Below are 11,968 nucleotides of genomic sequence, written 5' to 3' on the forward strand. Positions count from 1 at the left end.
TTGGCGCGTGCCTTGAAAATCATCTTCGAGGAATTCGAGGCGGCACAGCAGTCGAAGCTTTCCGAAAAGAAAAGGGCCGAGCGGATCTTGAAGGTCATCCTCTTTGGTTCGCACGCCCGCGGTGACTGGGTGGAAGATCGCAAGAGCGGTTACCGCTCCGACTACGACATTCTCGTTGTCGTCAACCTGAAGAGCGTCGGGGAAGACAATGATCTCTGGCACGACGTGTCCGATCATTTCCTGCGCGAATTGACGATCACCAAGGAAATCGAGACGCCGGTCAACATCATCGTTCACACGCTGCAGGACGTGAACGACCAGCTGGCACGCGGCAGGCCTTTCTTTATCGACATCATCCGCGACGGCATCATGCTCTACGAGAAGGAAGGCCATCCGTTCGTGGCACCGAAGCCGCTCAGCGAAGAAGAGGCGCAAAAGGAGGCTCAAGGTTATTTTGAAAAATGGTATTCGAGCGCCGAGAGGCGTCTGGAGCTCGCGAAGGAAGGACTCCGAAGGCAATATTGGAATGACGCTGCTTTCGACCTCCACCAGTCAACCGAGCGCCTCTATCACTGCGCCCTGCTTGTCCTGATCCTCTACTCGCCTAAGTCGCATCGCCTGAAATTCCTGCGCTCTTCGGCCGAGCGGATCGACCCGCGCCTGATCGAGGCATGGCCACGAGATACCAAATTCGCGCGTCGTTCTTTCGAGCGGCTCGATCGCGCTTATGTCGATGCAAGGTATTCGCCGCATTATGAAATCACGGAAGAAGAACTTCGCTGGCTGATAGAACGCATTCAAGTGCTTCAGGGGCTCGTCCGGATAAGCTGCGAAGAGCGCCTCATGAAAATACCGTAGCCCGAATGCCATCTCCTCTGCCTCCACAGGCCGAACTGCCACGCTCGAAGGGCTTGCTAACTCCTCCTAAGGTCGCTGAACCAACCGACGGATCCGAACTCGCTGCCAAGGGTACCGATCACGATTCCCTCCTGCCCAGGCGCCCGATGTCCCGGCGACAATGGCTGCAGTGATCGCTACTTCATCCTGCCTGACGCCTGAAAGCATGGGCGGCGCCTTCGACAGTCACAATGAAGCCGTTCAAACGAAGTGGTCGGCCTGGAAAAGCGAGTTCACCAGGCAATGAGGACAGACGTCTCAGCCGATTTCGTCACCGGGGCGCATACTTCTCCGGCAGCCGGAATTCCTGAAACGACCCAGACCAAAAATTGCGGCCTGATCGCAATTGCCTCTCACGGATGCGAAGGCCTCAGTTGCATCATGCTCGAGAGCCAGGCCACGGAAGTCGTCGAAATTTCGGTGATCCCCACCTCGTCGTCAAGAGAACGTCCCCACGCGGACATCGGTGCCACATGACCTTGCACAGAAAATCATCGCCAACCTCCGAATAGCCGGTCCGGCGGCGACACGACGGTGCGTGCCCTGGTGAAGCGCTTCTATGAACTGATGGATACGCTGCCGGAAGCAGCCCGTTGCCGTGCCATCCATCCGCCGAGCCTTAAAGGCAGCGAGGCGAAGCTTTACGATTATCTCACCGGTTATCTCGGGGGCCCTCCGGTCTATGTGGAAAAACATGGCCATCCAAGGCTGCGCGCCCGCCATTTCGCCGCGGCAATCGGCCCTCAGGAGCGCGACGAATGGATGCTCTGCTTCCGCCGTGCGATGGACGAGACGATCGACAACGAAAATCTGCGCGAGATTATCTGGCCACCGGTCGAGCGCCTCGCCCTCCACATGCAGAACCGGGAATAGGCCGATGGAAAGACTCGACAATCTGCGGCCGTTGATTCTTTTTGTGAGCGGCATGATGGGGGCCATTGGCGTCGCCCTGGCGGCGACAGCAAGCCACGCCGGCGACACGCTGCTTCTGGGTTCCGCCTCCACCATGTGCCTGGCGCACGCAATCGGAGGAACCATGGAGGGGCTTGGTTGGCATTTGCCCCGACAGACATGATGCTTGTCACTATCCATGCGCGCAGGTCTGGCGCCGCGACGACGATCTGGCCAATACGGTATTTTAGAAACCAAAATGCATCATTTTGCTTTTGCGGTGCCCCGCGCACCCATCAGGTGCTTGCGCATCAAAGCCGCAGCCACGTCTTGATCGCCTTTTTCCAGCCGCTCAAGGATTTCCAGGTGTTCGCGGCACGTCACTGCAACGCGATCGGATCCGTGCTGCCAGTTGTAGTTTGATAGCCGCCGAAGCTGGTTCTGGCGGTGCATTGCCTCCTTGATATAGCGATTTCCGGAAGCCGCACTGATGCCCAGGTGAAACTCCGCATTCATCTCAAACAGCGTGACGCTCGACGTGTCCGTCCAGGGCGCGCTCAACATCGCTTCATGCCGCGACTGCATGGATTTTATCCAATCCGCGGAAAGCGAAAATTCAGGCGACATGATGGCTGCGCATTCGATGAGCAGGCGGAAGTCATAGCTTTCCGCGCGTGCGCGGGCATCGCGAACCGGATCGAGGAACTGCCAGCCATAGCCCTGCCGGCGCTCGATGACGCCCAGTCCCTCAAGTTTGATCAGCGCATGGCGCACCGGCGTTCGCTCGCAGCCCGTCAGCCGCATCAGCTCCAGTTCGGCAAATTGTTCGGCAAGCCCTCCCTCGCGGCGCAGCCTTGCGATAGCGACGAGCAGTTCTTCATCTTCCGGCGGCGTTTCCGGTTTTTCGACGCGTGGGGGGATCGTCGCAAGCCTCATGCCGCGGTTGGGCTCATGCTGCACGAAACCCTCCTCCGCCAGCATTTCCAGCGCGATGCGCACCGGCGTGCGGGAAACGCTAAGCCGGGCGGCAAGCTGGTTCTGACGCAGCCGCGCACCTGGTTTTAGATCGTCGTCATGGATGACGTCGATGATGCGGCGCATCAGGTCCTGTTGAAGAGGCGTGCTCGCGTCCGACATTTTCCGCTTGCCTTCCCGTCATTTTTGGTTTTTGTTTTATGAAATACTTTTTTGATGAAGGCAATCGGATCCGCCCTCGCCATCGTTCAGCATCTGGAAAAGCCGCCATGACCTCACCCCTTCCCTGCCCCCTCATCGAAGTTTCCGGTACGCCGTTCGAACGCGGCCAACAATATGGAGAGCAGGCTGCGGAACGGATTCTCAAAGGCATCGAACATTACAAGGTCCAGCTGCATTCCTCAGGCCTGAAGGATGGCGATCTTGCCGCAATGATCGACCGCTTCGCCGGCGCAGTCGACAATTACGGCAGCCAGTATATCGAAGAGATGCGCGGCATCGCCAGAGCGATCAATATCGACCTTGCGGCGATCCTTCTTCTCAACGCACGGACGGAAATCCTCAAGCTTGCACGAAGACGGCAAAAGGGTGAGGCCGACTTCATTCAGTCGGATGGCTGCACGGGCGTCTTCATCATGCCGCAAGCCAGCCGCGACAAGACCTTCATCCACGCCCAGAACTGGGACTGGAAGGCGGAATGTGCCGAAACCGCAATCGTTCTGAAGATCAAGCGCGACGACGGTCCGGATATCATCACCTTTACCGAGGCCGGCGGCCTTGCGCGCACCGGCTTCAACGCCGCCGGCATTTCCATCAGCGGCAACTATCTGGAGACCGATCGGGATTACCGTGAACTTGGCGTACCGCTTGCCATCATCCGCCGCAAGGTGCTCGAACAGGATCATCTGGCGATGTCGATGCAGGCCGTCTACGGCACCCGCAAATCGGCTTCCAACAACATGATGATCGGCCACGCGCATGGGATCGCGATCGATTTCGAATGCGCGCCGGACGAGACCTTTCTCATTCATCCGCAAAACGGCGTGCTTGTGCATGCAAATCACTTCCAAAGCCAGGTCGCGCTGTCGAAGCTGCTCGACAGGGGCGTCGTCAACATGCCGGATTCGCTTTATCGCGATCTGCGGGTGCGCCAGCTGATCGAACCGCATATCGGCAAGGTTACGGTCGACACGGTCAAGGCGGCACTTTCCGACACGTTCGAAAGCCCGTGGTCCGTCTGCCGCCCACCACGCAAATCGTTGTCCAACAACCAGTCCGCCACGGTGGCGATGATCCTCATGGTGCCGGCTGAAGGCCACATGGAAGTGGCACTCCTGCCGGCGCTTGGAGCGCATTTCTGGAACTACAGCCTCGACATGCAGATCAGACCCATCGAAGAGCCCGGCAGGGCACAGACGAACGCGGCCTAACCAAAACCAACAAGGGAACGAATACGGGAGCCTCCAATGAAATTTCAAACCCTCTTGAAGACCACGGCAGTCATGGCGCTGCTGGCTGCAACCACCGGCACGGCGATCGCGCAGGACAAGATGATGCGGGTGCGCATCAATGCCGACATCCGTTCGACCGATCCGGGTGTCAATCGCGATGCCAACAGCGATGCGGTCGTGCTGCACATGGTCGAGGGCCTTGTCGGCTATAAGGACGACGCCTCGATTGCGCCGCTGCTGGCAAAATCGGTCGATGTGTCTGGTGACGGCAAGACCTATACGTTCAAGCTGCGCGACGGCCTGAAATTCAGCAACGGCGAGCCGCTCACCTCCGCCGACGTACTAGCCTCCTGGCAACGCTACGTCGATCCGAAGACCGCGTGGCGCTGCCTGAAGGACGTGACGGGTTCGGGCGTCGCCAACGTTAAAAACGTCACCGCCCCGGACGCGTCGACCGTCGTCTTCACGCTGGAAAAGCCAACCGCCCTCTTCCTCACAACGCTTGCCCGCACCGATTGTGGCGGCACCGGCATCTATCACAAGAGCTCGCTCGATGCGCAGGGCAAGTGGGTGAAGCCGATCGGCACCGGCCCGTTCATGCTGAACGAATGGCGCAGCGGCCAATATGTCGAGCTTGCCGCCAATCCGAATTACGTCTCCCCCGGCGGCGAGCCAAGCGGTTACGTGGGCGACAAGACGCCGAAGGTCCCCGCCGTGCGTTTCATGGTCATTCCCGATGATGCCGCGGCCAAGGCGGCGTTATATTCCGGCGATATCGACGTCATCAGCGAGGTCAACAATGCCGATGTGGAAGAGTTTTCGGCAAGCGACGAGTTGAAGGTCGATAAGGTCGCCAGCATGGGCCTTACCGGGCTTCTTTTCCAGACGCGAGATCCGCTCCTGAAGGATGTCCGGATCCGCAAGGCGCTGCTGCTTTCGCTCGATCTCCCGCAGATCGCCGAAGCGCTGACCAACGGTCAGGCGCCGGCCAACCTCTCGGTCATTCCGGTTCCAAGCCCGTATTCCGGCAAGCTGCAGAAGGACGTACCGGCCCGCGATCTCGAAGCGGCCAAGACGCTGCTCGCACAAGCGGGATACAAGGGCCAGCCGATCAAGTGGCTGGCGACAAAGTTCTATCCCTCACTCTTCGATGCTGCCGTACTCGTGCAGGCAATGGCTCAGGAAGCCGGCATCAATATCGAAATCGAAACGCTCGATTGGGCAACGCTGCTCGACCGTTATACGGCCGGCAACTATTCGGCCATGTCGTTTACCTATTCCGCCCGGCTCGATCCGTCGCTCTCCTTCGACATGGTCAGCGGCAACAAGGACAAGAGCCCCAACAAGGTCTGGGACAATCCGGAAGGCCTGAAGCTGATCGCAGAAAGCACGACCGTCAGCGACAGCGAAAAACGCCAGGTCCTGTTCGACAAGCTGGAAGGCATGATCCGCGCCGACGTGCCGTTGATTCCGCTTTATTCCGGCACCCGCATCGGCGCAGTGCGCGCCAATGTGGACGGCTACCAGACCTGGCCGGTCGGTTATCCGCGCATGTGGGGCGTCTCCTTCGCGGCCGGAAAGTAAGCCATGCACGCCCTTTCGAAATATGTCGCGAAGCGTCTGTTATGGACGCTTCCGACACTCCTGCTCGTGGCCGCCATGGTGTTCTTCCTGGTGAGGATGATCCCCGGAGACCCCGCCCAGTTGATCCTCGGCGATAACGCCAGCCCGGAAGAACTGGCCAACCTGCGCGCCAATTTAGGCCTCGACCAGCCTGTGCCGCTGCAGTTCGTCTATTGGCTCGGCAATATGCTCAGGGGCGATCTCGGGCACTCCATCTCCAACGGGGCGGCCGTCCTGCCGCTGATGCTCGACCGTTTCCAGGTCAGCGCCACAATCGTGCTTGTCGCCGTTGCACTCGCAACCCTGATCGCAGTTCCGGCCGGACTTATTGCAGCCTGGCGGCAAAACGAGCATGTGGACGTCGCGATCGTCGCCCTATCGACATTGCTGATGTCTGTTCCGAGCTTCTGGCTCGGCCTCGTCCTGCTGCTGGTCTTCGGGCTGAAGCTCGGATGGCTGCCGGTCGTCGGCTACGTACCGTTCACCGAAAAGCCCTGGACCGCGATCACCTATGTGATCCTCCCGGTGGTAACGCTGATGCTGATCGAGGTCGGCGTGCTGACCCGCATGATGCGCGCAAGCGCCATCGAAGTCCTGCGGCTTGAATATGTCATGCACGCCCGCGCTAAAGGCCTTTCAGAACGCAAGATCTTGCTGCGCCACGTGCTGCCCAATGCCTTTGCGCCGACCTGGACGATGATCGGCTTGGTGCTCGGCGGCCTGCTGGGCGGCATCGCGGTGCTGGAAACCGTCTTCACACTGCCCGGCCTCGGGCGCCTACTCGTCGATGCGATCTTTGCTCGCGACTATCCGGTGGTACAGGGATGTCTTCTGTTCACGGCCTTGATCTACGTGATCGTCAATCTGATCGTGGACCTTTGCTATCCGTTGTTCGATCCGCGGGTCACCGCGTCATGATCAGACAACCCGCAAACCTGATCATCGGCTCCATCCTGCTGATCTTCATTGGCGGCATGGCGCTGCTTGCGCTGTTCTGGACGCCCTACGATCCGGCGGCGATCAAGCTCGTCTCCAGACTGAAACCGCCATCGGCGCAATTCTGGCTCGGCACCGACGAATTCGGCCGCGATGTCGTCTCCCGCCTGATGACCGGTGCGGTGCAGAGCATGACGGTCGCCATCTTGACAGTCGCTTTCGCGGTCATCGTCGGCACCTTGACCGGCCTGATCGCCGGATATACGCGCGGACTGGCAGATCGCATCCTGATGGTCTTCAGCGACGCACTGCTCGCCTTTCCCGGCACCCTGCTGGCGCTTGGTCTGATGGTGATTTCCGGTCCGAACAAATATGGCATCATCCTTGCTCTCGGCATCGCATATTCCCCGTCGGTGCTGCGTATCGTCCGCGCCAGCGTTCTTTCAGCCCGTGAGCGCGAATATGTCGAAGCCTCCCGTGTCATCGGCAATTGCGAATTCACCACGATGTTTAAGCATATCCTACCGAACTGCACGGCGCCGATCGTGGTGCTCGCGACCTCCATGTTCGGGTGGGTGGTGCTGGCGGAAAGCGGGTTGAGCTTTCTGGGGCTCGGCGTTCCGCCACCGGCGCCGACCTGGGGCAACATGCTGTCGGCGGCGCGCACCTATATCGAAAAGGCCCCATGGCTCGGGCTTGCCCCCGGTATCTGCATCTCGCTGACTTTGCTCGGCATCAACCTTCTGGGCGACGCGTTGCGCGACCGCTTCGATCCGAGAATGGAGCAACGGTGATGAATATCGAAACCTCCCGCCCTTTGCTGAGCGTCCGCAACCTTCGCGTCGAGACATCCAACGGCCATCCGGTTCTGCACGACGTGTCCTTCGATGTCGAGGCTGGCAGCATCGTGGCGCTGGTCGGCGAAAGCGGCAGCGGCAAGACGGTCGCGGCCCGCGCCGCCATGCGGCTGCTTCCCAAGGCAATCAGGCCGGTTGCGGGCGAAATCCTGTTCGACGGCCGCAATGTCCTGAACATGTCGGATGCCGAGATACGCCAGGTTCGCGGCGCAAGGATCGGCATGGTTTTCCAGGAGCCGATGGTCTCGCTCAATCCCGCGATGACGATCGGTGCCCAGCTCGTCGAGGGCCTGCGGCTGCATGAACATCTCACCCTGGACGAAGCTCTCGCCCGCGCGACGGAAATGCTCGCACGGGTAAAAATCGCCAACCCGGCAGCCTGCCTCTCGGCTTTCCCGCACCAGTTTTCCGGCGGCATGCGCCAGCGCATCATGCTCGCATCCGTCATGTTGCTCAGGCCGAAACTGCTGATCGCCGACGAACCGACCACGGCGCTCGACACGCTGACGCAGCGCGAGGTTCTGGAAGTGATGGTGGATCTCACCCGCACCTTCGGCACGGCGGTGCTGCTCATCACCCACAATCTCGGCCTCGTCGCGCAATATGCCAAAAAGGTCATCGTTCTGGAGCGCGGCAAACTGATCGAGACGGGGCCGGTGGCAGAGGTGCTTCATCATCCAAGGGAACAATATACGCGCACGCTGATCGACGCGCTTCCGAAGCGCGACCACGGACGAAAGCCGCCTGCCGATGGGGCAACGCTGATTGAGGCGCGCAATATCGAGGTCACCTTCTCGGGTGCCGGCAACATGTTCAGCACGGCGGAAAGGAAGCTTGCCGTGCGCGGCGTCTCGCTCGGCGTTCGCCCAGGCGAAGTCGTGGCGGTCGTCGGCGGCTCGGGTTTCGGCAAGACGACGCTCGGCCGGGCAATGCTCGGCCTGCTGCCGCTTTCCGACGGGGACGTGTTTTTCCGCGGGCGCCCGATGGCATCCACCGATCGCGCGACACGGCGTGATTATCGCCTGCAATGCCAGCTCGTTTTCCAAGACCCCTACTCCTCCCTCGACCCGCGTCAGAAGATCTCCGACATCATCGGCGAGCCGCTGGCACATGGCCCGAAACTCAGCCGGGCGGAGAAGGCGGAAAGGGTTGGCGCCATGCTCGACGAGGTGGGACTTGCCGGGCTTGGCGAGCGTTTCCCGCATGCACTTTCCGGCGGGCAAAGACAACGCGTCGCAATCGCTCGGGCGGTGATCCGCAATCCGGCCTTCGTCGTTGCCGACGAGCCGGTTTCGGCGCTGGACATGACGATCCAGAAGCAGGTCCTCGATCTCTTCCGCAGGCTGCAGGAGAACCATGGCTTCGCCTGCCTGTTCATTTCACACGATCTTGGCGCCGTCTCCCGCGTGGCCGATCGGATCGTCGTCATGCAGCAGGGCCTGATCGTCGAGGAAGGCAGTGTCGACCGGATCCTGGATCACCCGCAACATCCCTATACGCAAGCCCTGCTCGAGGCGACGCCGACCCTTAAGATCGCGGCCTAACCAGACGAGAAGTCGGTGAAAAATGGCCTCCCGGAGGCAGGAGAAATCCATCATGTTAACGGAAGACTTGATCGCTATCGAAGCCCGGTTGGGTGCCAACAACTACAAGCCGCTCGACGTGGTCCTGTCGCGCGGCGCCGGCGTCCATGTCTGGGATACCGACGGAAACCGCTATCTTGACTGCCTGTCGGCCTATTCCGCCGTCAACCAGGGCCATTGCCATCCGAAGATACTGGCCGCCCTGATCGAGCAGGCCGGCAAGCTGACGCTGACCTCACGCGCCTTTCGCAACGATCAGCTTGCGCTGTTTTACGAGGAACTTGCCGCGCTGACGAAGTCGCATCGGGTGCTGCCGATGAACAGCGGCGCGGAGGCGGTCGAGACCGCCATCAAATCGGTGCGCAAGTGGGGATACGAGGTCAAGGGCATCGCGGAGGACCGCGCGGAGATCGTCGTCTGCGCCAACAATTTCCACGGCCGGACGCTCGGCATCATCAGCTTCAGCACGGACGAGACCGCGCGCGAGAGCTTCGGCCCGTTCCTGCCCGGTTTCCGGGTCGTGCCGTTCGGCGATATCGAAGCATTCGAACAGGCGATCAGCACAAATACGGTCGCCTTCCTGGTCGAGCCGATCCAGGGCGAGGCCGGTGTGCTGATCCCGCCCGCCGGTTACTTCACGAAGGTCCGCGAGATCTGCACGGCCAACAATGTCATGCTGATCCTCGACGAGATCCAGACCGGCCTCGGGCGCACCGGCAAGCTGCTTGCCGAGGAGCACGAGGCAGTCGAGGCGGACGTGACGCTCGTCGGCAAGGCCTTGTCGGGCGGCTTTTACCCGGTCTCCGCCGTGCTTTCCAACAACGAGGTGCTGGGCACCTTAAAACCGGGCCAGCACGGCTCGACCTTCGGCGGCAACCCGCTGGCCTGTGCGGTCGCTCGGGCGGCGTTGAAGGTGCTCACCGGGGAAGGCATGATCGAGAACGCCGCCGTTCAGGGCGACTACTTTCTCCAGGGACTGAAGGACATCCGCAGCAACATCATCCGGGACGTGCGTGGGCGCGGCCTGATGCTCGCCGTCGAACTGCATCCGCAAGCTGGCGGCGCCCGCCGTTACTGCGAGGCGCTCCGCCGGTCGGGCATCCTTGCCAAGGAGACCCATGACCACACCATCCGTCTTGCGCCGCCGCTGGTCATCGAGCGGGAGCAGATCGACTGGGCGCTGGAGCGGCTGACGCCGGTTCTAAGCGGCATGAACTGATCAGGCAACGAGGACGCAATGCGAAATTCCCAATCCATCTGGACGATTGTCGACGAAAAGAGCCCCGCCTTTTTCGAGCTCAGCGACCGCGTCTGGGAAACGCCGGAGATCAACTACGAGGAGTTCCGCTCCTCTCGCGAACATCGGCGACTTCTGGAGGCGGAAGGGTTCAGGATCGAGCTCAATGTCGCGGGCATTCCGACTGCCGTCATGGGAGAGGCTGGCGAAGGCGGCCCAGTCATCGCCATTCTCGGCGAATACGACGCGCTGCCCGGTCTCAGCCAAGAAGCCGGCGTTGCCGAAAAGCGGCCACTGGTGAGCGGCGGACACGGGCACGGCTGCGGCCACAATCTTCTCGGCGCCGGTTCGATGCTCGCGGCCGCCGCCGTGAAGGACTATCTCGCCGCCAACGGTCTGAAGGGACGTGTCCGCTATTACGGCTGCCCGGCGGAGGAAGGCGGGTCGTCGAAGGGCTTCATGGTGCGTGCCGGTGTATTCGACGATGTCGATATCGCCATTTCCTGGCACCCGGCAGCCTTTAGCGGCGTCAACAATCCGATCTCGCTTGCCTGCAGCGAAATGAACTTCCACTTCTCCGGCCGGGCTTCGCACGCCGCCGCGACGCCGCATCTCGGGCGCAGCGCGCTCGACGCGGTCGAACTGATGAATGTCGGGGTTAATTTTCTGCGTGAGCACATGCCCACAAGCGCTCGTATCCATTACGCGATCACCGATACCGGCGGATCTGCGCCGAACGTTGTGCAGGCCAACGCGACGGTGCGGTATCTCGTCAGAGCAAGGACGTTGCCAGAACTTCTTTCGCTTGTAGCGCGCGTCAAGCGCGTGGCCGAGGGGGCGGCATGGATGACCGAAACGACCATGCGACACGAGATCATATCGGGGGACGCCAACCTGATTGGCAACCAGCCTCTGGAAAAATGCATGCATGCTCAGCTGGAGCGCCTGGGACCTGTCGTTTTCGACGAAACCGACAAGGCAACCGCGCGAACGTTCCAGGCGACATTCACGCCGGACGATATCGCCTCGTCTTATGCTCGCTTCGACCTCAAACCCGGCAAGGACGAACCGCTCTGCGATCTGATCGTGCCGCTTTATGCGGGCGACGGATCGATGGTCGGGTCGACCGATGTCGGCAGCGTCAGCTGGGTGGTCCCAACCGTGCAGATGCGCGGCGCGACCTACGCGATCGGCACCCCCGGCCATTCCTGGCAACTCGTCGCGCAGGGCAAGCTGCCCGCAGCCCACAAGGGCATGGCGCACGCGGCAAAAATCATGGCTGGCACGGCGATCGAGCTCGTCTGCAATCCCGCACTCATCGAAGCGGCCAAGGCCGACCACAAAGACCGCCTCGACGACAATCCCTTCGTTAATCCCATTCCCGATGAGGTCATGCCGCCTACCCGGCCGGAGCCCGACACACCGGATGCTTCGCAATGACGAAACCAGATCCCTGCGAGCGGCGACAACCTCGCCTGCGACGCCAATGCGCGCCTCGGACGGTATTTTGGCAAGGAT

Annotated in this window: 9 protein-coding genes and 2 pseudogenes; 10 read left to right on the forward strand and 1 reads right to left on the reverse strand. The window is 61.0% G+C overall.

The genetic code is table 11. From position 1 onward, the window contains the following. The 3 genes and pseudogenes from JL39_RS21355 to JL39_RS21370 all read left to right on the forward strand — a co-directional run. Positions 1–858 (forward strand): HEPN domain-containing protein (locus JL39_RS21355; RefSeq protein ID WP_037155586.1); only part of this gene is annotated, 858 nt, incomplete at its 5' end. 558 nt (positions 859–1,416) lie between these two features. After that, positions 1,417–1,770: pseudogene (locus JL39_RS21365) on the forward strand (group II truncated hemoglobin); the annotation flags it as partial. Between the two features lie 4 nt (positions 1,771–1,774). After that, positions 1,775–1,921 (forward strand): annotated as a pseudogene (locus JL39_RS21370) (DUF423 domain-containing protein); the annotation flags it as partial. A gap of 131 nt (positions 1,922–2,052) precedes the next feature. On the opposite strand, the gene JL39_RS21375 reads toward JL39_RS21370, so the two are convergent. Next, positions 2,053–2,925, reverse strand: a complete 873-nt coding sequence (locus JL39_RS21375) for a GntR family transcriptional regulator (protein WP_037155589.1) — start codon at positions 2,923–2,925, stop codon at positions 2,053–2,055. Positions 2,926–3,032: 107 nt separating this feature from the next. Between JL39_RS21375 and JL39_RS21380 the strand changes: the two genes are divergently transcribed. From JL39_RS21380 to JL39_RS21410, 7 genes are read left to right on the forward strand one after another with little or no spacing between them, the layout of a single operon-like run. Beyond that, complete coding sequence (locus JL39_RS21380) at positions 3,033–4,193, forward strand: C45 family peptidase (protein ID WP_037155592.1); 1,161 nt, start codon at positions 3,033–3,035, stop codon at positions 4,191–4,193. Between the two features lie 36 nt (positions 4,194–4,229). After that, positions 4,230–5,798, forward strand: a complete 1,569-nt coding sequence (locus tag JL39_RS21385; protein ID WP_037155594.1) for an ABC transporter substrate-binding protein — start codon at positions 4,230–4,232, stop codon at positions 5,796–5,798. A 3-nt stretch (positions 5,799–5,801) separates the two neighbouring features. After that, positions 5,802–6,755: an ABC transporter permease gene (locus JL39_RS21390; RefSeq protein ID WP_037155597.1), complete on the forward strand. Its 954-nt coding sequence runs from the start codon at positions 5,802–5,804 to the stop codon at positions 6,753–6,755. Continuing rightward, a complete protein-coding gene (locus JL39_RS21395) occupies positions 6,752–7,567 on the forward strand; it encodes an ABC transporter permease (RefSeq protein WP_081952927.1) in 816 nt (271 codons plus the stop codon). The genes JL39_RS21390 and JL39_RS21395 overlap by 4 nt, the downstream gene beginning before the upstream one ends. Then, positions 7,567–9,174, forward strand: coding sequence for an ABC transporter ATP-binding protein (locus JL39_RS21400; RefSeq protein WP_037155600.1), 1,608 nt, complete (start codon positions 7,567–7,569; stop codon positions 9,172–9,174). The genes JL39_RS21395 and JL39_RS21400 overlap by 1 nt, the downstream gene beginning before the upstream one ends. Positions 9,175–9,223: 49 nt before the next feature. Continuing rightward, positions 9,224–10,432: an ornithine--oxo-acid transaminase gene (rocD, locus tag JL39_RS21405; RefSeq protein ID WP_152601223.1), complete on the forward strand. Its 1,209-nt coding sequence runs from the start codon at positions 9,224–9,226 to the stop codon at positions 10,430–10,432. A gap of 18 nt (positions 10,433–10,450) precedes the next feature. Further along, entirely contained in the window at positions 10,451–11,890 is a 1,440-nt protein-coding gene (locus JL39_RS21410) for a M20 family metallopeptidase (RefSeq protein WP_037155606.1), read from the forward strand. Positions 11,891–11,968: the final 78 nt, after the last annotated feature.

The organism is Rhizobium sp. YS-1r, from assembly GCF_000757525.1.
GTDB lineage: Bacteria > Pseudomonadota > Alphaproteobacteria > Rhizobiales > Rhizobiaceae > Neorhizobium > Neorhizobium petrolearium.

What these genes read in the sequence shown, in the direction of transcription:
- JL39_RS21390 (WP_037155597.1), top strand. Translation starts at nt 5,802, where the DNA reads ATGCACGCCCTTTCGAAATATGTCGCGAAGCGTCTGTTATGGACGCTT.
- JL39_RS21380 (WP_037155592.1), top strand. Translation starts at nt 3,033, where the DNA reads ATGACCTCACCCCTTCCCTGCCCCCTCATCGAAGTTTCCGGTACGCCG.
- JL39_RS21375 (WP_037155589.1), bottom strand. Translation starts at nt 2,925, where the DNA reads ATGTCGGACGCGAGCACGCCTCTTCAACAGGACCTGATGCGCCGCATC.
- JL39_RS21395 (WP_081952927.1), top strand. Translation starts at nt 6,752, where the DNA reads ATGATCAGACAACCCGCAAACCTGATCATCGGCTCCATCCTGCTGATC.
- JL39_RS21385 (WP_037155594.1), top strand. Translation starts at nt 4,230, where the DNA reads ATGAAATTTCAAACCCTCTTGAAGACCACGGCAGTCATGGCGCTGCTG.
- JL39_RS21400 (WP_037155600.1), top strand. Translation starts at nt 7,567, where the DNA reads ATGAATATCGAAACCTCCCGCCCTTTGCTGAGCGTCCGCAACCTTCGC.
- JL39_RS21410 (WP_037155606.1), top strand. Translation starts at nt 10,451, where the DNA reads ATGCGAAATTCCCAATCCATCTGGACGATTGTCGACGAAAAGAGCCCC.